We start from the raw sequence: 21,580 nt of genomic DNA, 5'->3' as shown, positions 1-21,580 counted from the left end.
TATGAACACTAAACAGTTAACATTTCAACGCTTACCAATAGTAATCGCTACTGGTGTATTCAGTGTAGGACTGCTATTAAGTGGTTGCAGTAATAGTGATAAAAATGACGGCAACGATAGCGCTGAGACCGCAATGGATGTTGAGAATAATACGAATGATACGGCAGCAGTGGCCACTCAAGATGCAGAAGCGCCTGATGCTGAGAGCACTGCAAGCATTCTTGACAATAGAGGTGTACAGATAACAGATGGCCTTGAAGATAAAAGTGAAACGGCCATTAGTAGCGATAATGTTAATCCATTAACAGCGGCTACTAAGCAGCCAAGCCTAGTGTCCAATCCCACTCAAGCAGGTACGCCTGAGGATACGGTCAAGCAAGCGCTCGATACTTTATATTATGGCGATGTCAAACAGGCCGCGACCTATTATAAAGTCGATATGGCAAACTTCGTGGACGAGCTGACCAAAACCCAATATGCCTTTCAGCAAACCGTTGCTGGGGTCACTATTACTGATACCAAATATAGTAGCGATAAAACTCGCGCCTCTATCTCTGGTGAGCTGAGGCTAAAAGACCAAAATGAGCCTGTACCACTGACCTATGAGTTACAGAAAATAAATGGTGAATGGAAAATTTTGGGCTAAAAATAGCCACTACAAAGTTTGAGAGCTGAAACAGGCTAAATTTGGTTACTGTTATCTACAGCAAGCGCTTTGCCAAGCATAACAACATCGGCGATAAAACCTTGCATGTCACACACTTGTGGCATATATCCCCACTGCTCAAAGCCGAGCTTATTGAATAGACCGAGACTGGGTTGATTGTGAGCAAAGACCAGCGCTACCACATTTTGAATACCCAGGCTTGGCGCTTGCGTTAGCATCCAACGGGTTAATAACTTACCAAGCCCTCTCCCATGATAGTCGTAATGCAAATAAACACTAATCTCACTGCTGATGTTATAGGCAGTACGCGCATATAAATCGCTAAAACTGCCCCAAGCAATAATTATTGATGTAGGCTCCATTGCGTCAATCTGATCGGTTGGATCGGTGTGGTTAATGGCGTTTACTGTTTTAACCACATAGATTGGACGGGTAGGATTATTGAGATGGTCCTCAAACCAAGCAGCGCGTTCATCACTGGTGACTGGTACTAGGTTGGCCGTGGCCTGTTTGCCAGCAATGGTTTGATTATAAATGGCTAAGATAACTGAAAGGTCTTCTATGCCTGCACGCTGTACTATAAACTGGTCAGTAAGCCTATCTACAGATAACATGGTCGGCGCAGCGTTGATGTCGGACATAATAGTTCTCATAATTAGTGAATGACTTATAAACAATGATCAGTTTTTAGAGTTTGGGCGTTAATGATGTGAGTGGTGCTATTTTACTTTATAATGACTAGCTTTAGACACCTCAAATGTCATCATAGACGTGTTTCTTCATTTCTTATTTGGTCTTATCATAGCTGCAAACTTATGAATACCTATTTTCTTGAACAATTGATTGCGTTACCAAACGCGACGCTCACAGATACTAAACTAATAGAGTTAGCGCCTTGTGTGCTCACTATTGGTAACTTCGACGGTGTGCATCTGGGCCATCAAGCGATGCTCGCCCAAGTCCAAAGTTTGGCGGAACAGCAAAAATTGAGTGCGGCAGTGATGGTATTCGAGCCTCAGCCACGTGAATTTTTTGCGCCAGCAACCGCTCCTGCACGTTTAACTAATTTAGCAGAAAAACAAGCTTTATTGGCAGAATTTGGAGTTGAGACCTTAATTGTAGCCAACTTTGATACTAATTTTCGGGCGCTATCAGCGCAAGCGTTTGCTGACATTTTAGCGCAACGCTTAAATGTAAAAGCCCTAGTATTAGGCGATGACTTCTGTTTTGGCCACGATCGTACTGGTGACAGTCAATTTTTACGGGCATATGGCTTGCAGGTAACTAATTTACATACGGTCACTGACGATACAGATACCGCTAAGCGCATCAGTTCTACTCGTGTTCGTGATTTACTATTGGCCGGTGATATCAACGCTGCTAACCAGCTACTTAAACGCGACTATGCTATCACTGGTCCAGTTATTGGCGGCGATAAAATCGGGCGCACGATGAACTTCCCGACCGCAAATATAGATTTGGCGCGAATCAAACCTGCCTTGCACGGTATCTTTGCGGTAGATGTCGTACGTTTGGATGATTCTGGAGAGGTCATACCTAATGGCTTAACCGAATTAGCAGACAATGAACAAACAGGGGTAGCCGGTCTGCGTCCTGATAGCTTATTTGGTACTGCCAGTGTTGGTACTAGACCTTCTGTGAATAAAGGCGATGAATGGCGCTTAGAGATTCACTTCCCGCAATTCCAAGCGAATTTATATGATCAAACTTTGCACGTACGTTTTTTGCATTTCTTACATGGTGAGCGTAATTACGCAGGGTTAGAGGCACTAAAAACCGGTATCCATAGCGATGTGGCAGATTTACTTGAATGGCGGTCACAGCAGCTTAATTAAAAACCTGCACTTAATTTAAAAAACCCACAAGCATAAGCATTGTGGGTTTTTTTGTATTCAATCAATACTATTGGTTCAAGGTACTGAGTTTAGCGAGTCGTCACTGACGATCAATTACGCACTTGGATGCAAACGTACATTCAAGTCATCGATAACCTCAACCCATGCGGCATCTTTGGTCCATTCTTCTTGCAAGAACATGCGTTGATTGTCCTTCCAAATATCAGACTCTATCAGCTTTTCCTCTTTTGCTAGCTGGTTTTTTTCTACGAAGGCGTCAATAGCCGCATCTGAGCTATCCAATCCCAACTGGGCAAATAAGTCATTAATACTATAATCAGGGTCACCTAACATAATTTTCTCCTTGAGGATTTGTGGTCGATCGTACTGTTTCAATTTTTATTGCTGGTTATACGTTGTTTATATTTCCTTAGGACATAAGGCTTGCGTCGCAATTTATTGTAGCAAGCTCTACCTCAAAAGCTGTTATGCAACGTTACCAGTTATGTTAACGTCAATGTTGTCCAATAAATAAAAAGACAAAAAAACCCTCAATGAAGAGGGCTTTTTTATTCTATAACGCTAGTGGTTTAACAGCCTGTCTACTTATGGCAGTAGATGCGACACGGCATCACGCTCTTCGCTAAGTTCTTGCTCAGTAGCCGCCATTTTCTCTTTCGAGAAATCAGATGACACATCAAGGTCAGCAACGATAGACCAGTCGCCATTTTTGCAAGTACATGGGAACGAGTAAATCAAGCCTTTGGCAATACCATATTCGCCGTTAGAGTAAACGCCCATTGATACCCAATCGTTATCATCGGTGCCCATTACCCAAGTACGTACGTGTGCAATAGCAGCATTGCCAGCAGAGGCCGCAGAAGAAGCGCCGCGCGCTTTAATAATTGCAGCACCACGTTTTTGGACTTCTGGAATATAAGTGTTTTCGTACCAATCACGATCTACTAGATCTAGAGCTGGCTTACCATTTACAGTACAAGTGGTCAAATCAGGATACTGAGTAGATGAATGGTTACCCCAAATAATCATTTTTTTCACGTCATTGATGGTGGTGTCGGTTTTTTCGGCCAACTGTGCCATCGCGCGGTTGTGATCTAAACGAGTCATAGCAGTGAAATTACGTGGGTCTAGATCTGGTGCGTTACGCTGAGCGATAACGGCGTTGGTATTAGCAGGGTTGCCCACGACTAATACTTTGACATCACGGCTTGCCACGTCATTCAAGGCTTTACCTTGTGCTGAGAAAATCGCAGCATTGGCCTCTAATAAGTCTTTACGTTCCATACCTGGGCCACGAGGACGTGAGCCTACCAGCAAAGCATAGTCGACATCTTTAAAAGCAACAGTGGCATCGTCAGTTTGTACAATACCTGCGACTAAAGGAAATGCACAGTCTTCTAATTCCATGACCACACCTTTAAGTGCATCAAGTGCTGGGGCGATTTCAAGTAATTGCAAAATAATAGGCTGATCATTACCTAGCATTTCGCCAGATGCAATACGAAAAAGCATAGCATAGCTGATATTACCAGCGGCACCAGTCACGGCAACACGTACAGGCTGTTTCATAGAATATTCCCTAATTAATTATTAGATAATTTTGTCTTCATTTTAAACATAGTCGTCCATCTAAACATCATCTAAACATAGTGATTTTAGATATAGAATTGTTCAATGAGAGTGGTTACAAACCGAAAGCTAGTGTAGCACTTCATTTGGTGAATCGTCTAGAGACAATCCGATGCCTATTAATGACTATATTGTTACATTTTATACAGTCTAAAATTTGCGGGTGGGGAGGAAAGTTATAATAAAAGAGAGCAGAGAGGGCTAAAAAACGGCTTAGAGTCCACTTTATTAAGATTATTTAAAGTAAAGTTATATTTAAGTAGGAGAAATATATTGAGTGACAGTATTTTGAATGACAGTATTTTGAATGACAGTGTTTTGAAAAAAATTCTCACCAATAAAGTGTTGCAGGAGACCTTATTTACCACCTGAGATAATAAAATTTGTGCCGCAGTTATCTACTACCTTGTTGCAAGTGCCAAATTGGCTGCCTTCGTAACAAACGTGAACATCGGTAAGCATGGTCTGACGTCGACTGCCCGCTTGGCAAATCAAGTCAATACTGGCTGAGGTCATTCCACTATTCAAGCGAGTCATTTGACTGATAAAGCGTAATTTGGAAACGGTATAGGTATTGCCCGTATTCAACTCATTGGGTAGCTTTAATGCTCCAGCATGATTGACGATCTGGCGAAAATAACTGCTAGCACTTAACGGACTACAAGCGCCGTAGTGTTGCCACGCTTGAGTACGGACAGTGGTGTCAGGCATGATACGGTTGACCACTTTTAACTGTAATGGCGTTAAACGTGGCTCGCTACCCCGTCCACAGCGTTCGCCATAACCGAGATCGAGACCAGAGACCGTTAGAGAGTAACCCTCTAAGCATTGACGCATACGCGCTCGCGAAGGCTGCAGACTACATAGGGCTGGGGTCATCTCAATCATCAAGACTCGTTGGCCGGTCTTAGCCGCATTGGCCGCTTGTGCTGAGCTTAGCATGAGCCCTGGTAATAACAGTAAACCGGCAATTTTGAGTGCTGTATTGGACTTGTTATATTTTTTATCCGCCGGGCTGACTTTTAATAGACTAAGGCCTGATAAAGTGGCGCTTATAGTTAGTTGGTTGCCATTTAGTCTCTTTAGCAGGCGTACTCTTAACGCCGGACTGGCAGATAACTGATGTCCATTTTGTAATAATATCGGCAAATTTAAGTATTTCTTAATCATAAGTAACTTTTATTATCGTAAGTAACAAAGCATGTGACAGTGATCAAACAGGGTCTATAGGCTCAGATTATGGTGATTAAAATATCAATATTAGATGAACTAATAATAAAATAGGTTGATAGAAATATACGGGCGCTTACTAAGGTAATGGTAGCAAAATGCTTTTTTTAATCTATAGCAAAAACGTAAATTTAAGACTAATTATTTAATTGTGACAACCATAATAGTATTAGAAATGTGCTTTCCACTAAAAAGAACAGAATTAACATCTAGTAAAATCGAGAGAGCCAATTGAGGTCAGTTAAGAACACAAAGGGTAAAAGCCTCGTAAACGTCTGCTACCTGTTAATAAGCCTCTGGCAAATTAACGCCAGCGGCTCAATGCTCTCTTAAAAAAAAGTCAACGGTTATGCTATCTATCACAATAGCAGCTAACTATTTATTAATGGTGGTTATTAATGGTGGCTTTCTCATACAAAATTCTAAACGTTAGCAAATCTTCTTAAAACGCTGCAGGAATTGTGCCCATGCGCTGACTAATAGGTTGAGGACTACCGAGTAAGCTACTATAAATAGTGGCATTTTCCATCACGTGCTTGACGTAATCACGGGTCTCAGGATAAGCAATTGATTCAACATACTGATCAGCAGCCAGTGAGCCATAAGTAGGCTGCCAGCGCCTAGCATTATTAGGGCCAGCATTATAACCAGCAGTGGCGAGTACCGACTGACGGTTTAGCTTTCCCAAGATATCACTCATATACCAGGTACCATAGCGAATATTGGTATCGCCGCTATTCGCATTGCTAGCACTATAAGATTCGCCTAAATTACGAGCAATATATTTTGCCGTGTCAGGCATGATTTGCATCAAACCACTGGCGCCAACGTTGGAGCGCGCTGAGCTCACGAAGCGACTTTCTTGACGCATAATGCCATAAGCCCATGCTGGATCAATACCTGCTGACCGGCTATGCCGTACGACAGCATCTTGGTGCGGCATAGGATATGATAAGGCCAAACTGCTGGCTCTATCAGTATTATCAGCAGCATAGACCGCACGATCAAGCCAACCCATATCATGTGCTTGTCGGGCGGCAGCAATAATTAGGTTGTCATCACGATTATCACGTGCCACCTTGACCGCCCAGTTCCATTCACGGTTGGCATAAGCACGGCTAGCATCGGCGTTATATAAGGCAAAAGCGCGAGCAAAGTTCGGATCCTGCATGGCACGAGCACGGTCAGCGTTGCTAACGTTTGGTAAGTTACTGCCGCCTAAACGACTAACATCAAAACGCTGACCCACTTTATCTTTTGCCATTAGGCCATAATAATCGTTGCTTTTGGCCAGATGCTGGTACATTTTTTTAGCGGTATTACGCTTGCTACGATCGTTTGATTGCTCATAAGCGCGTGCTAACCAATACTGCCATTGGCTGGATTTTTGAGTTTCTGCCTCCATACGTGAAATGGCCTCAACCACATCATCCCAACGACTAAAGCGAATAGCCGCTTTGGCATAGTCTTCGGCCTCTTCATAATTAAAGTCATCATCTAGACTGCTACGAAACCAGTCAACGGCCTCAGAGTCAAAGCCATCATCGGTGGTATGACTCATCCGCTGAACGCCAAGAATACGATAAGCATAACGGCGCGTATCATCGGTCAATAAGCGGGCTGAACGCTGATTGTCTTGCTTAATATCAAAGTCTAGCTGGAGCGCGGCTTCACGATAGGATTTATCCGCGATACGTCCAATAGCATATAGATATAGATACTGATTGGTTTGGCTTTGAGGTTGCATACCAAAGCGGCTAAAAAACGAGCTCGGGTTCAGCTGGATTTCACTCAACGCTGAATAGGGAATCGGGGTGCCAAGCCGTGATGATAGCGCCATAATGTCGCCAGTTTTGCCTTTACGCAGCATGCGCTTAAGACGCGCCATGCGATCTTGATTACTGATCAACACGTTATTATTCATCTCAGTTGCTAGCTGATCACACAGCGCCGGCTGCTTTAAGGTAGTCAGCCAAACATCTGATTTCTCTGCCATGGCACGCATGGTGTCGCCGCCATTATTAAAGCCCAGCCCAATCGCACAGCGCTCACTGCGATCACCGTTGGTAATCAAATTAGCCACCTGCCGTACGGAAGCATAATCACCTGATGCAGCTTTAGTCTCAGCAAAGTCAGCCACCAACTTTTCTGCCATAACAGTATTGGGATATTGGCGTACAAATTGTGACACGGCCGCCGAGCTTTGCGCATTCAAATCTAAATTCATACGCCAATAAGTAGGATACATAGCAAACAGACCACCACTCATCAACTGCTCATAGTTATACAACGCGCTGATATCACCACGATTTGCTGCCTGCGCTGCGGCACTAAAAGAGTTGATACTACTGTCCTGCTGATCATAGCTACCAACATAAAGAGCCGGATCATAAGGAGCCGGATCGGCACAGGCCACTTGTGATAGCACTAACGCGCTCATCGCTGTTGCCAAACTAAGCGTGCCCACTCGCAGTGAGCCAATATTAAATCGGCTAGAATTATGACTGGTTTGACCATTGGGTACCACAAGGTTGTCATTAGTATTGTCATGAATGGGCTTGGCAACGCGATGCTTGGTCATACTTACTCTCTTTATGATCTTAATGGTTATTTAATATTTGACTTTTTATTTTGGTACTGAAATTTTCATAATAAAGTATTTTAAGAATGCAGTATTTAAACATCAGGGCACAATACTGTATCTTAAGATCAGTATTTTTAACTCGGAGGCTCAGTCTTTGAAACAGCTATCATTAAAATACCTTAAGAACGCGACGGTACTGCTGGTATAAGCTTTTTGCAGCCTCTGTCTGCGTAGGCACAGCAAGTAAGAAAAACGTATGCCAGCAGTAGGTTATGTATCGATATTACTTTTCATTGACTGTATTAAGACGTGCTAAGTAAAATTGTTAAACAAAAGCACCAACATGGTAAACACAGCTATTCTCTGTATCTAGGATAATGAGTCTGGCCATAACGAGCAGCGGCGTTCGAAGGTCAAAAAATACATCCCGCCAGCAACGCAATACTCATCATACTATATCTTTTTGACTTTCAACCAGCTCCCTTACCATTTGTAAATAAACAGGACAGCGACCTGCAATACAAGGGTGATACTCGGATCAATTACTAGGGTTACTCAGACATCTTTCACCTTATCGACGGAACCATTAAAACTTAGGTAGAATGCTCCTTTAATGACCGTTACCATCTAAATTAGTATAAAATTTCATAAGCAATTGATAGTATTATAATTATTTTTTATACTTATATCTAATCATGTCGCGTTACTTTTCACATTAGTCCATGGTTATGATAAAATGCGCCACCCATTAATGGCTTGCCGCCGCTATATTTTGTTTGCTAATCATGGACTTTCGCTTATGAGTGTTTCTGTATTTAATCCCCGCATCAATGACGCTGCACTCGAAGCGCCAGTTTCAGAGCAAGTAAATGTCGCTACCATCGAAGCGCCGGTTTCAGAGCAGGTAAATGCCGCTGCAATAAAAAAAGTCTTTATCGCCACCCAAGGCTGTCAGATGAATGTCTATGACTCTGACAAAATGCTCGACGTCCTTGGCGACTCGCATGGTATGCAAGTGACCCATAATATAGATGAAGCAGATGTATTGTTGATGAATACCTGTTCTATCCGCGAAAAAGCACAAGAAAAAGTATTCTCAGAATTAGGCCGCTGGCGCAAACTAAAAGAAAAACGTCCAGACCTAGTGATTGGGGTCGGTGGCTGCGTGGCCTCGCAAGAAGGCGATAATATCCAAAAGCGTGCGCCTTATGTCGATATGGTGTTCGGCCCACAAACCTTGCATCGCCTACCAGAGCTGTATGATCAATCAAACCAGCAGCGCCACATTTCACCAAAGAACCGAATTGGTACGATTGATATCTCCTTCCCTAGTATTGAGAAGTTCGATTTTTTGCCCGAGCCAAAAGTCGATGGTTTTAAAGCCTTTGTCTCTATCATGGAAGGTTGCTCAAAGTATTGTTCGTTCTGCGTGGTTCCTTATACACGCGGCGAAGAACTCTCGCGCCCGCTTGATGACGTGTTGGCCGAGATTGACAGCTTAGCGGCTCAAGGTATACGTGAAATCAACCTATTGGGTCAAAACGTCAATGGTTATCGCGGCGAAAAAGATGACAACAGTATTTGCCGCTTTGCCGAGCTACTACATTATGTATCGCACGTGGATGGTATCGAGCGTATTCGTTATACCACCAGCCATCCGCTAGAATTCACTGATGATATCATCGATGCTTATGCACAGTTACCACAGCTGGTATCGCACCTACATCTACCAGTACAAAGTGGCTCAAATGCCATATTGGCCGCGATGAAACGCAACCATACTATTGACGTTTATATCACTCAAATTGATAAACTAAAAGCCATTCGTCCAGATATTCATTTATCAAGCGATTTCATTATTGGCTTCCCAGGTGAGACCGATGAAGACTTTCAGCAGACCTTGCAATTGGCAAAAGACTTAAACTTCGACCATTCTTATAGCTTTATTTATTCCAAGCGTCCGGGCACACCAGCAGCAGAGCTACCGGATGATGTCAGCTTTAAGACCAAAAAAGCCCGTTTGGCTGAGTTCCAAAAGGTAATTATAGATTCTACTCTGCAAAAATCGCATGACATGGTTGGTACGACCGCCCGCGTATTGGTCGAGCAAGTGGCCAATCGTCATCCAGACTGCCTAATAGGCACCGCAGATAATACGCGTACGGTGATGTTCCCTTATAATCCTGAACAGATGGATGAGCTACTGGGTAAAATTGTCAGCGTCCGTATCACTGATTTCGTCAGTCCGCATATGGTCAAAGGTGAGCTTGAATCTATATTGGCTTAAGTAAGCCCAAACTCAATTGAGCGTACATTGTCATTAAAATCATAAAACATAAAACATAAAAAAGCTGCTAATACTTTGCTATTAGCAGCTTTTATTTTAGCTATAGTCAATGAAAAGTAATATCGATACATAATTTACTGCTGGCATAAGTCTTTATTGCTTGCTGTGCCTACGCAGACAGAGGCTGCAAAAAGCTCATACCAGCAGTACCGTCGCGTTTTTAAGGTATTTTAACTATATTAAGCAACGTCTAAACTCTCAAATAACCAATCAAGCCATAAAGCTGCTCACAACATCAGCCAACAAGGCAGCGGCAATTAAGATGAATATTACCCCGCAACCCCGGTTGAGCCAAGCTAAGCGGTCACTAACATCCAGCCAGCCCGCAAGCTTTTTACCACCAAGGGTATAAATAAGCTGCCAGATGGTTTCACTCAAAAATAGACCTAGGGTCAACATAATGTATTGTGGCCATAATGGCGCACTGAAATTGATAAATTTAGGGAAAAAAGCCGCAAAAAATAAAATCGCTTTGGGATTAGACAACGATACCCAAATACCCGTTCTAAATAGCAGCCAATCACTAGGAATCGCTTTGGCTGCCGCTCTAGGCGGTGAATGTGGTAAAGATGCGGGTTTATTATCCGGCATTATAGAGCTCGATATCAGCTCGGCGTCAACCTCTGCGCTCATGGCGCTGGCAGTATTCATCAAGCTATTATCAGTAGTATTATCACGCCATGATGAAACGCCTAAATATATCAAATATAACGCGCCAATAGACTTGATAACAGTCAGTAACCATGGCGACTGCCGACTAATAACATCTAGTCCTAAAAGAGTAGAAAGTAGCAGAATAAATAGTCCAAGACTCAACCCTGCTAAAGTCCATAGTGTCCGCTTAACACCATAGTTTAGTCCATATTGAAATGCCAATAGCATATTTGGGCCGGGGGTAGCTGAGATAAAAAATGTACTTGCAAAAAATACCGCCAACAGATGCCACGACATCAACCAACCCTACCTTATTATTTAGAAAATTCAGTTTAGAATCCTGCGACTCTAGACAATTTGACGGTAAAAAGTAAACACCGCCATTAAGACGGTGTACTTTATAATTAATAGCCCTGTAACCATATAATCTGGCCAACTCAACATAAGATTTATTTTAGTTATCACTTAGCAGAAATAAAAATGCTCGCTTGCAAATAACAGTAGCGAAATTTAACTAGCAGCAGCTTTGTAGTAAGCGCTGTAAGAAGCTATCACAGCGCTCAATCTCATCCAGCTCAACGTACTCATCTGCTTTGTGCGCTTGTTCGATACTGCCGGGTCCGCAGATAATCGTTGGAATACCTGCGTTGGTGAATTGCCCGCCTTCGGTGGCATAAGCCACTTTATGACGTTTGTCATCTTCAACCAATGCAGCTATCAAGCTTTGGAGCTCATCATTGTCATTATCCGTCATCGCGGGTACTCCTACTTCTTGTAGGATCTCAATGCTAGTCTCCGGCGCTCGAGCTTGCATCTGCGCAGTTAGCTCAGCGGCTTTAGCTTGGATCGGCGCCAAGATATCTGCTTGAGTCATGTGCGGCAGATTACGATAGTCAAAGGTGAACTCGCATAGATTAGGTACGATATTGGTCGCCGTGCCACCCTGTATGGTACCCACTGACAAGGTTGAATAAGGCACATCGAACAAGGGGTCGTTATCATCACGGCCGCTTAATTGCTCAGCTAGGGTGTCGACATAACCGACCAAACGGCTGGCATAGCTAATCGCATTGACACCTTGCGCCGTCAAGGATGAATGAGCTGATTTACCATGTACGCGGCAACGATAGATAGCGATGCCTTTATGCGCTACTACCATAGTCATATTGGTGGGTTCACCAACGATACAATATTCTGGAGTAATACCACGGGCAGCTAAATCGGCCAGTAGTAAAGGCGCCCCTAAACAGCCCACTTCTTCATCAAATGACAATGCCAAATGTAGCGGACGACGCAACTGACCATTTTTAGACCGCTGTGCCGCATCAGGCAATAGAGTTAACGCGCAAGCAATGAAGCCTTTCATATCGCAAGCCCCACGCCCATATAAGCGCGAACCACGAATCGTGGCGGTAAACGGCTCAGACGTCCACTCTTGACCATCAACTGGCACGACATCGCTGTGACCTGAAAGTACTAAGCCGCCATCAACTATTTCAGCATTTTTACCTGCTGGTACAGTAACAAATAAATTGGCTTTATTTTGCAGCTCGTTAAAGGTCAGCGTTACTATCAATCCCAACTGTTCGCAATAAGCCTTAACCTCGTTGATTAAAGCTAAGTTTGAATGCCGACTAACAGTATCAAAGCCGATTAAGCATGTGAGCCAATCAATACTCTGCTGCGGATAAGACGGAATAGGTTGAGACTGATGGTCACTATTATTAAAAGCCATTGAACATCCTTATCAAATAAAATTGATATTGAGATTTGTGTTATTAGTCTTTTTGCTGTGCCCGTCGCTGCAACTCTTTTACCTCTTCGTCTAAGCCTGTAATCGGGCCTTCGACTGGTACATTCGGCGCCACGTCTTGAATGGCTAACGACGTAATTGGCGATGTTGACTCTACGCCCATTTCATCCATCCACTCGCCCAACTGTTTAGAAGAGCTGATATAAACAATACGACCAAGCCCTGCCCAAGCATGAGCCGCTGAGCACATCGCACAATGCTCACCTGAGGTATAAACCACCGCTTTCGCTCGCGCTTCTGGAGTCATATTTTTTGCCGCCCAACGTGCGACTGCAATCTCAGGATGATAGGTTGCATCGACCGTGTTAATGCGGTTACGATCTTCATTAAGTACGGTGCCATCGCTATCGACTAGCACACTACCAAACGGCTCATCACCGGCATCTAATGCTTCAGTAGCCAGCTCAATACAGCGGCGCAAATATTGTTTATCAGTATCTGTTAACATTATTTTATTCTCCCTGTTATTTTATTTTGATATTTTATATTCGTCTAACGCTATGAGTCATATCATACTTTCGAATCATCAGGCTAACCACTAACCCCGCTACTCACAAGATAATATAAATAAGTATAAACACTCACAAGCCATATGATTCACATTCAACTTTTCTAGTTCTTCGTCAAATGTTGGGGTGAGGTGAAATATTTTTCACCTTAACCCACATGAACGCCAATACTCTTGTATTTGTGTGTCAATAGTATTTTGGCGCGTGCACGTGTGAGGTTTGAAAGCCGAACGAATTCCGTTTGACTGCTTTTGTCAGGTTATTTATGCCTACTAGAAAACCGTTGAAATAAGAGAATGCAAAACTGTTTAAGATTTCAGTTTGCTAGCTTCGGGACGTGCACATCACTTTTTGGAACTCCGCAATGCCGGCCAATTCGACCAGCTGATATAATTCACGGCAAAACTCAAGTGCACGCATCTCCTTGTCTTTGCTTGTTTCTCGACAATTCAAGTGTGAAAGAAATTGGAGATTGCGTGTCTTTTTTTGGTTAAATTGTTTGAACACTCCAAATTTAGTGTAGAACCGCTAAATTTAGTATACCGAAGTCTGAAAACAGAAAAAACAAATGGGTCGTTTTTTTTAAAGTGTCTACCATTTAAAGTTCAGTTCACGAGTGTCGACATAGTAAGTGCTTACATGTATAGAGTATAAATTGGGTTGTATGATTTCTAACTTTATTTTTTTCGAGGGGCATCAAAACCATAAGCTTGCCCATCTTTATGCTTAATTTTATCTTCCCAAGGGAGACTATATGTTCCGTTTCTCAAATCGTCCATATACGTGTATGGGGCGTCCATTACTCCGCCTTCCACGGCAACAAAGCCTCGATGCCCCAACTGGTAGATGTTGTTTTCAACTCCCCAGTTGATCCGAGCCTCAAGTACCAAATCAGGTCTAACTTCTCCAGTAATTATTTCATCAGCGCGGTTACTACCTTCTACGAGTGTTACACCATCAAATCCAACAATCATGGCGTCTCCCATTGAATCATTGGTTCCATCACTTCCACACATGGCAACGGACGCGGTATATGCAAGGTTGCAAAATGCGTTTGTTTGATTGGTTATTTTCCAAGAATGTCGAATGGGTGGCGTATAACCAGCTGTACGTAAAATAACATCTGCACCTTTATATGCAAGTTCGCGACTAACCTCTGGAAACATCCCATCATGGCAAATAACTAGCCCTAGTTTACTTCCATTTGGTCCGTCACACACAGGCAAGCCAAGATTACCCGGTTCCCATGGTTCAACAGGAACCCAAGGATGTAGTTTTCGACAGTTTAATTTTATCTGGCCCTGATCATCTATAATTAATCCGGTATTGTAAGGATTTCCATTAGGGTTATATTCCATTATTGAAAAACATCCCCAAATTTCATTTTCCTTACAAACTTTTTTCAGCTCAGACACTTCAGGTCCATCGATATCACACATAATCTCATCATTCATGTCCATTGAAAGTCCATGAAGCATATATTCTGGAAATACGACAAGATCAATGGGTGCTATAAACCGTTTTGCTTTTCGAACCATGTCACATACTTTCTCGGTTTGCGTAGTCAAGTCATCTTTCGTTTTTGTTATTGGTAATTGCAATTGTACTAAACCTAGAATCACTCCATTTGGTGATTTATTCAATCCTCCAAGACCATTCATTATAAAACTCCTTTCAAATATACTATACTCAACAATTTACTTTTACCCTACAATTTTAGGTTTAAACATAAGATAATAATTTTAAAAGGTTGAAGAATTAGATGTGGAAAAACATATTAATTTCTATTTTTTAATATCACTAAATTGAATCAGTCTCATAACTCTAAGCCCTTACGGCTCTAAGCACAAAATGGCAATAAAATAGAGTGCTTCCTCAAATCCTATGTAATAAAGCTTACAACACACGTTAATAGAGTAGAGAAACGTTCTACATTTATCATACGACCAAAAAGGTTCCCCGTCAAATATTGGGGTGAGATGAAATAAGGGAATGCAAAACTGTTTAAGATTTCAGTTTGCCAGTTTCGGGACGTGCACATCACTTTTTAGAACTCCGCAGTTCCGGGCAATTCGACCAGCTGATATAATTCACGGCAAAACTCAAGCGCACGCATCTCCTTGTCTTTACTTGTTTCTCGACAATTCAAGTGTGAAAGAAATTGGAGATTGCGTGTCTTTTTTTGGTTAAATTGTTTGAACACTCCAACACTTAGTGTAATACCACTTTTCTTTCAACTCATTGATACTAATTTTAAATTTGCACCATATTCTTACGATGGGTTATTTTGATTCATCACATCAACCACCGGTGGCGTGGGCTTTGACAACTGGCCTTCCGCTTGGCGTTCTTTGGTGGTTTTTGCATCCATTTTTAGTCCTGAAATCAGTGCTAAATCTTTAATAGGCTTACGCTTACGGGTAGCAAAACTGACCGGGACCATGCGCGCAAACTCATAAATATACAGATAAGACTCTTCGCCACCTTCAAAGTCCTCATCATCTTCCAGACGGATAGCGCCAATTTTGGCTAAATCCATGAGCATCTCATTTTCTTCAGCACTCAGACCGCAATCAGTAATACCAAAACCGGTCATAAAGCCGTTAGCCCACTGTTTCAGAGCCATCACACGCTCGTATAAGTCATGTTCATCATCAGGTATCAGTGGCATAAAGGAATAAGCATCCTCTTTATCTTTGAGCTGAAACACGGTATCTTCCGCCTCTTCGGTCAGCAGCGTCAAGGCCGGCTCCGGTAACGGTGCAAAGCTGAGTTCTTCCAACACCTTCGCCCAACCTTGCTCATCAGGAGCCTCACAAGCCGTCATCAAGCCGGTCATTAGGCCATGCACCTCACTGATAGACACATCAGTCCATTCATCAAACGCTTCGGCCCACGTGTTCCAGCCAGAGATATTATCATTCATAACGGTTATCCTAGTGATTGATTAGAGCCAATTAATTAGTAATAGTTACCGCCCTACAATGTGCGCAGCGCTGTAACTAATAAAAGTAAAAAAAAGAAGCACAATAAGTGCAATTACTTTGTTGATATAGATATTATGCGGTCACCTATGGCATTATTAAACGCATAGACCAAAATTCATCCACACTCACCGGTTAAGGATAAAAACTGACTATGTATGACCAACTCAGACTATTAGAAAAAACGATACTTGACATCAAAAAGCAGCATCAGCTGGTCAGTGCTGAACTTAGCAGCATCAAACAACGACCGAATACCAATCCAAAAGAATTGTCAGTCCTTAATACTAAGCTCGATAGCAGCCATACAGAACGTGATAACGCGAAAAAACAGTTGAGCGATCTCGATAAACGCTATCAAAGCCTTGCCGAAGCTCATCATATGATTGGAGAAGAGCAAGACAAGTTACAAAAACAGCTGGCTGATTTGCGACAAAAAAACAGTGCCCTACAACAACATAATGACAATCTTCAGCAGCAGGGCCATGAGCTACAACAACAAAATAATAATATTAAGCAGCAAAATAGCGATATCAAACAACAAAACCATGACCTACAAGAAAAAAATCAGTTGGCAGCCGAGCGCACGCAAGTGGTGTTAAAACGATTAACCCATATTGATCAAATAGAAAGCTGATGCGCGATTGACGAAGGTTTGCCAAAACAGTAATAGTACCCTTGCCTCTCAAAAAATGATTTTATACTTTTAGCGCTTTAATTATTTATCTTAATTGATTATTCACCTTCATGACGATACTTTGTAGGACTTATTATGACTGACAACAATAGCAACGCTGATCAAAACTCACCGCTTGAAAACAAAAAAGCGGCGGCGCCCACGGATCAAACTAAGCGCACCCTGCCCCAAAATGTCACCCCCAATAAGATAAACGTCGAACAGGCAACAACAGGTAGCAGCACACCAGCTACTAAAACCCCTGAACCGCAAATGAAAAAAGTAGATATTGCCATCGCTGGCATAACCTATCAAATTTATTGTCCGATTAATGAAGAACAAGAATTACGTTCAGCCGTGTATTACATTAATAACTTTGTTCTCGATATTAAAAGAGAAGCACCAAACTTAAGCCAAGAAAATCTGCTGGTATTATGCTGCTTAAACTTATATGAAAAAATTAGCGCTCATGAAAAGACCAGTGATACTCATCAAAATGAAAGTAAGCAGTCAGAGGCTCTGTTAAGTAAAATAATGCAAGACGCGCAGTCTATTTTATAGGTCAAGTGACCACTTAACGCTAGTACTGGTAAGTTTTACCGGCATGAAAATCAGCTTGATGTTCGTAGTTGCAAAAAAATAGCTCACCGTTAGCCTTAGTGCTACTGTCCTTGATAGGGCTGTCAAGGTCGCTAGCAGTATTAATAGTATCGCTAACGGCATTGGTAGTATCATTAGTAGTATCACTAACACTATCATTAGTAATGTCACTATTTATACTGCTGTTAAGCTCGGTAGGGGCAGTCTCGATAACACCACGATACTCAGCTAAGCTGTTACCACAAAAATTACAATTGCGCGGCTCGGTCACGTCACCTTTTTGGGGCATCATGCTTTTTGGGGCGCGTGGGTACATAACTTTATAAAAGATCCACATTGAGATCCAAATTATAATTATTATAATAATAATCGCAAACACGGCAGTGCTCCTTCGAGTAATGGTGAGTGAACTGAGGTTACTAAGTTATAAATAATGAGCTAGGGATATAATATAAAGTTTACTGTAATTCACGCCTATAGCACAATCATTGCGCTATTTAGTGGTTGCTAGGCTAATAAAATATTAGTAATTATTTAATATAATTACACAAAAAAACTGGCTTAGCACAGCCAGTTTTTTGTGCTTAAAGTAAGAGTGATTCACTCATAAGAATAAAGTTATAGCTGTAATTCGCTAATATCAGCGACCGTTAGAAACAAAGCGCGTACCTGCTTTAATAACGCTAAGCGGTTATTTTTCAAGGCCATATCGTCGCTATTGACCATCACACTATCAAAAAATTGTGTCAACGGCTCATCTAAGCTGGCCAAGGTTTGCAGCACTTGAGTATAGTCAGCCTGTTCAAGTAGGGGTGTTACAACCGTTTGCGCTTGACGAACGCTGCTATACAACGCTTGTTCGGCAGACTCGGACAGTAATAGCTCATCGACGCTATCAGCAACAGCCACTTCTGATTTAGCTAAAATGTTGGCCACGCGCTTGTTAGAATCAGCGAGCATTGAAGCTTGCGGCAGCTCACTAAACATTTTCACCGCACGAATACGCTGATCAAAATCAAGCGGCATATGCGGATTAATCGCTTGTACGGCCTGAATAGTATCGACACTGACCCCTTGCTCAGTATACATCGCCCGATAGCGTGAGTGTAAGAAGGTCATTACCTTAGTGAAGGTATCGCCCATATTATGGATTTTGCCATCTTCAGCGCTAACATAGTTGTTTATTGCCTGCTCAACTAAAGCTACTAGATTAATCGGTAGTTGTTTTTCAATCAAGATACGTAAGATGCCAATCGCTGAACGACGTAGGCTAAAAGGATCTTTTGAACCGTTAGGCGCTTGATCTATCGCAAAGATACCGACTAGTGTGTCCAAGCGATCTGCTAGCGCCAGGCATATACCGATAGGTGTTTGCGGCAGTACATCGCCACTGAACTTGGGTAGATACTGCTCTTCTAAACTTGCAGCAACCGCTTCAGGCTCACCATTAAGACGCGCGTAATACGTGCCAGCAATACCTTGCAATTCAGGGTACTCACCAACCAATGAGCTGGCCAAATCCGCTTTAGCTAGCATTGCAGCGCGGGTGGTCTCATTTATATCAATTTGCTGGCCTTGCTGTTGTAACAATGCCGCGATAAAAGCGGCCAGCTTAGCGATGCGCTCTGACTTTTCCCAAATAGTGCCCAGTTGATCTTGGAACACGCGGGTTTTTAAGCTTTCGGTTAACGCTGATAACGGCTGCTTTTGATCTTGTAAGAAGAAGAATTCAGCATCCGCCAAGCGAGGACGGACGACCTTTTCATTACCCTCGATGATCTGATTGGGATCTTTTGATTCAATATTGGTAATAAAAATAAAATAAGGCTGGAGCTTGCCATCTTTATCAGTGAGACAAAAATACTTTTGATCCGCTTGCATGGTTGAAATCAGCGCCTCTTGCGGCACTCGTAAAAAACGCGGCTCAAAACTTGCTCGTAGAGCAATCGGAAAATCAACCAAAGCGGTAACTTCATCTAGCAATGCTGGCGGTACAATCGCATTGGCATTGACTTCATCTGCTAGCGCCTGAACTTGATTGTTAATAAACGCTTGGCGCTTATCAAAATCAGCCACTACTTTTAAACCATCTAACAACTGCTCATAATCGTCAGCATGCTTAATGGTATGGTAGTCCGGACTATGGAAACGATGTCCACGGGTCTGCTGGCCGGTCTGATGACCTTGAATCATGCCATCAATAACTGTGTCATCTTGCATCAATACTACCCATTGCACAGGACGCACAAACTCATCTCGGCTCGAACCGGAACGCATGCGCTTAGCAATCGGTAGATTATCAAGGGCTATTTGAAAAATAGTAGGCAACAGCTCGGTGGTCGCCTTACCATGCACAGTTTGCTCGTAGCCGATGTAGTCGCCTTTGTCAGTGTTAATAGTAATCAGCTCACGCGGCTCGATACCCAAGCCTTTAGCAAAACCCATTGCGGCACGACTAGGATTACCTTCGGCATCGAAAGCTGCTTTGATTGCAGGGCCACGTTTTTGCTCGCTACGATCTGGCTGCTTATCACTAATGCCCTGAATTTGTAGCGCTAGACGACGCGGCGCAGCAAAAGCTTTCATGCTATCAAAGCGAATATCAGCCTCACCCAACTGTTCAGTGACGCTCGCTTGTAGCGCATCACGCAGATTTTTTAGGCTCTTTGGAGGCAGCTCTTCACACCCCAGTTCAAATAAGATGGTAGTCATGAAATGCGCCTATTTATTATTATTGTTGTTTTTAGCAGGTTTATTTTTGGCAGCTTGCTCGTCTTTATTAATATCAGCACCCGCTTGTTTAGGCAAATACTTATCTAGGGCCGCTTGACGATGCGCTTCATCTGCTAACGGGAAGCCTAATTTTGCCCGCGCTTCAACATAACCAAAAGCAACCTTACGCGACAAGGTACGGACTCGTAAAATAAAGCGCTGACGCTCAGTGACCGAAATCGCACCGCGAGCATCGAGTAAATTAAAGGCATGTGAGGCTTTTAGCACCATCTCATAGGCTGGCAAGGGTAGTCCAGCATCAACCAACTTATCCGCTTGCTGCTCGTAGAAGTCAAACAATTCGCCCATCTTCGGCACATCAGCATGCTCAAAGTTATAGGTGGACTGCTCTACTTCATTTTGATGAAACACATCGCCATAAGTCACACGGCCAAATTCGCCATCGGCCCACACTAGGTCATAGACACTATCGACGCCTTGCACATACATGGCTAGACGCTCAAGGCCGTAGGTGATCTCACCCGTTACTGGGAAGCACTCGATACCGCCCACTTGCTGAAAGTAGGTAAACTGGGTGACTTCCATACCATTCAGCCAAATCTCCCAACCCAGACCCCACGCACCTAGCGTAGGTGACTCCCAATTGTCTTCAACGAAGCGTACATCATGCACCAATGGATCAATACCAATAGCCTTTAGTGAGCCTAAATACAGCTCTTGAATATCAGGCGGATTGGGCTTGAGTACCACTTGGAACTGATAGTAGTGTTGCAAGCGGTTAGGATTATTACCATAACGACCATCAGTTGGGCGACGTGATGGCTGAACATAAGCCGCATTCCAGCGCTCAGGACCCAGCGAGCGCAAAAAAGTGGCCGTATGAAAAGTACCTGCGCCCACTTCCATATCGTAAGGTTGCAATATTACGCAGCCCTTAGCAGCCCAGTAGTTTTGTAGAGTCAGGATTAAATCTTGAAAAGTCATGGGTTCAGAATTCATAGCTTGGGAAGTCATAGGGAAATCACTGTGGAATGAGTATTATTAGATAGCACTTGATCGGAATTCAGGCTCAAGTTCATACAGCCTATCTGACTGCATATTTATTTACCTGCTCACCTTACTAAAAAATGGCTATTTTATCTATATTTACAGCAACTAAATTTATGTTGCCGTTAGAAATAAACTCACAATGATTAGCGATATAGTTAAAATACTTTAAAAACGCGACGGTACTGCTGGTATAAGCTTTTTGCAGCCTCTGTCTGCGTAGTCACAGC

18 protein-coding genes and 1 pseudogene are annotated in these 21,580 nt (G+C 42.8%); 5 read left to right on the top strand and 14 right to left on the bottom strand.

The window, feature by feature from the left end; all coding sequences use genetic code 11:
• The first annotated feature begins 1 nt into the window (after position 1).
• The gene (locus RCH20_RS02280; RefSeq protein ID WP_209956464.1) at positions 2-646 is read left to right on the top strand and encodes a hypothetical protein; all 645 of its coding nucleotides are present in this window, start codon (positions 2-4) and stop codon (positions 644-646) included.
• Positions 647-681: 35 nt separating this feature from the next.
• Here RCH20_RS02280 and RCH20_RS02275 read toward each other — a convergent pair whose 3' ends face one another.
• Positions 682-1,308 carry a GNAT family N-acetyltransferase gene (locus tag RCH20_RS02275; RefSeq protein WP_209956463.1) on the bottom strand — a complete coding sequence of 209 codons (627 nt, stop codon included), beginning with the start codon at positions 1,306-1,308 and terminating at the stop codon, positions 682-684.
• Positions 1,309-1,482: 174 nt separating this feature from the next.
• Between RCH20_RS02275 and ribF the strand changes: the two genes are divergently transcribed.
• Complete coding sequence (gene ribF, locus RCH20_RS02270) at positions 1,483-2,523, top strand: riboflavin biosynthesis protein RibF (protein WP_327192431.1); 1,041 nt, start codon at positions 1,483-1,485, stop codon at positions 2,521-2,523.
• 114 nt (positions 2,524-2,637) lie between these two features.
• Here the strand turns inward: ribF and RCH20_RS02265 are convergent, their stop codons facing one another.
• The 4 genes from RCH20_RS02265 to RCH20_RS02250 form a co-directional block, all read right to left on the bottom strand.
• Positions 2,638-2,877 (bottom strand): DUF2789 family protein, encoded by a 240-nt coding sequence (locus RCH20_RS02265; protein ID WP_209956461.1) that lies wholly within the window; start codon positions 2,875-2,877, stop codon positions 2,638-2,640.
• A 252-nt stretch (positions 2,878-3,129) separates the two neighbouring features.
• On the bottom strand, positions 3,130-4,113 hold the full coding sequence (locus RCH20_RS02260) for a malate dehydrogenase (protein ID WP_327192430.1): 984 nt from the start codon (positions 4,111-4,113) through the stop codon (positions 3,130-3,132).
• 417 nt (positions 4,114-4,530) lie between these two features.
• Positions 4,531-5,343, bottom strand: coding sequence for a ribonuclease T2 (locus RCH20_RS02255; protein WP_327192429.1), 813 nt, complete (start codon positions 5,341-5,343; stop codon positions 4,531-4,533).
• A gap of 502 nt (positions 5,344-5,845) precedes the next feature.
• Positions 5,846-7,843 (bottom strand): lytic transglycosylase domain-containing protein, encoded by a 1,998-nt coding sequence (locus RCH20_RS02250; RefSeq protein WP_327192545.1) that lies wholly within the window; start codon positions 7,841-7,843, stop codon positions 5,846-5,848.
• Between the two features lie 943 nt (positions 7,844-8,786).
• Here RCH20_RS02250 and miaB point away from each other — a divergent pair.
• Entirely contained in the window at positions 8,787-10,274 is a 1,488-nt protein-coding gene (gene miaB, locus RCH20_RS02245; protein ID WP_327192428.1) for a tRNA (N6-isopentenyl adenosine(37)-C2)-methylthiotransferase MiaB, read from the top strand.
• A 270-nt stretch (positions 10,275-10,544) separates the two neighbouring features.
• Here miaB and RCH20_RS02240 read toward each other — a convergent pair whose 3' ends face one another.
• From RCH20_RS02240 to RCH20_RS02215, 6 genes and pseudogenes are all read right to left on the bottom strand, one after another.
• On the bottom strand, positions 10,545-11,285 hold the full coding sequence (locus RCH20_RS02240) for a LysE family translocator (protein ID WP_209956456.1): 741 nt from the start codon (positions 11,283-11,285) through the stop codon (positions 10,545-10,547).
• Positions 11,286-11,502: 217 nt separating this feature from the next.
• Positions 11,503-12,723 (bottom strand): acetylornithine deacetylase, encoded by a 1,221-nt coding sequence (gene argE / locus RCH20_RS02235; RefSeq protein ID WP_327192427.1) that lies wholly within the window; start codon positions 12,721-12,723, stop codon positions 11,503-11,505.
• A gap of 43 nt (positions 12,724-12,766) precedes the next feature.
• On the bottom strand, positions 12,767-13,249 hold the full coding sequence (locus RCH20_RS02230; protein ID WP_327192426.1) for a nucleoside deaminase: 483 nt from the start codon (positions 13,247-13,249) through the stop codon (positions 12,767-12,769).
• 209 nt (positions 13,250-13,458) lie between these two features.
• Positions 13,459-13,709: pseudogene (locus RCH20_RS02225) on the bottom strand (transposase); the annotation flags it as partial.
• 278 nt (positions 13,710-13,987) lie between these two features.
• The gene (locus tag RCH20_RS02220) at positions 13,988-14,971 is read right to left on the bottom strand and encodes a formamidase (protein ID WP_327192425.1); all 984 of its coding nucleotides are present in this window, start codon (positions 14,969-14,971) and stop codon (positions 13,988-13,990) included.
• Positions 14,972-15,582: 611 nt separating this feature from the next.
• On the bottom strand, positions 15,583-16,236 hold the full coding sequence (locus tag RCH20_RS02215; RefSeq protein ID WP_327192424.1) for a UPF0149 family protein: 654 nt from the start codon (positions 16,234-16,236) through the stop codon (positions 15,583-15,585).
• A 212-nt stretch (positions 16,237-16,448) separates the two neighbouring features.
• On the opposite strand from RCH20_RS02215, the gene RCH20_RS02210 reads away from it, so the two are divergent.
• Both RCH20_RS02210 and zapA read left to right on the top strand, forming a co-directional pair.
• Complete coding sequence (locus tag RCH20_RS02210) at positions 16,449-16,931, top strand: hypothetical protein (RefSeq protein ID WP_209956452.1); 483 nt, start codon at positions 16,449-16,451, stop codon at positions 16,929-16,931.
• A gap of 135 nt (positions 16,932-17,066) precedes the next feature.
• The gene (zapA, locus tag RCH20_RS02205) at positions 17,067-17,531 is read left to right on the top strand and encodes a cell division protein ZapA (RefSeq protein WP_327192423.1); all 465 of its coding nucleotides are present in this window, start codon (positions 17,067-17,069) and stop codon (positions 17,529-17,531) included.
• 19 nt (positions 17,532-17,550) lie between these two features.
• On the opposite strand, the gene RCH20_RS02200 is transcribed toward zapA, so the two are convergent.
• The 3 genes from RCH20_RS02200 to glyQ form a co-directional block, all read right to left on the bottom strand.
• Positions 17,551-17,886, bottom strand: coding sequence for a hypothetical protein (locus RCH20_RS02200; protein ID WP_327192422.1), 336 nt, complete (start codon positions 17,884-17,886; stop codon positions 17,551-17,553).
• A gap of 302 nt (positions 17,887-18,188) precedes the next feature.
• Complete coding sequence (glyS, locus tag RCH20_RS02195; protein ID WP_327192421.1) at positions 18,189-20,282, bottom strand: glycine--tRNA ligase subunit beta; 2,094 nt, start codon at positions 20,280-20,282, stop codon at positions 18,189-18,191.
• A gap of 9 nt (positions 20,283-20,291) precedes the next feature.
• Positions 20,292-21,287, bottom strand: coding sequence for a glycine--tRNA ligase subunit alpha (gene glyQ, locus RCH20_RS02190; RefSeq protein WP_442793087.1), 996 nt, complete (start codon positions 21,285-21,287; stop codon positions 20,292-20,294).
• Positions 21,288-21,580: the final 293 nt, after the last annotated feature.

Origin of the sequence: Psychrobacter sp. PL15 (assembly GCF_035984995.1) — a bacterium.
GTDB lineage: Bacteria > Pseudomonadota > Gammaproteobacteria > Pseudomonadales > Moraxellaceae > Psychrobacter.
The sequence above is the reverse complement of the archived record's forward strand: the minus strand, read 5'-3'. Positions and strand labels throughout refer to the sequence as shown.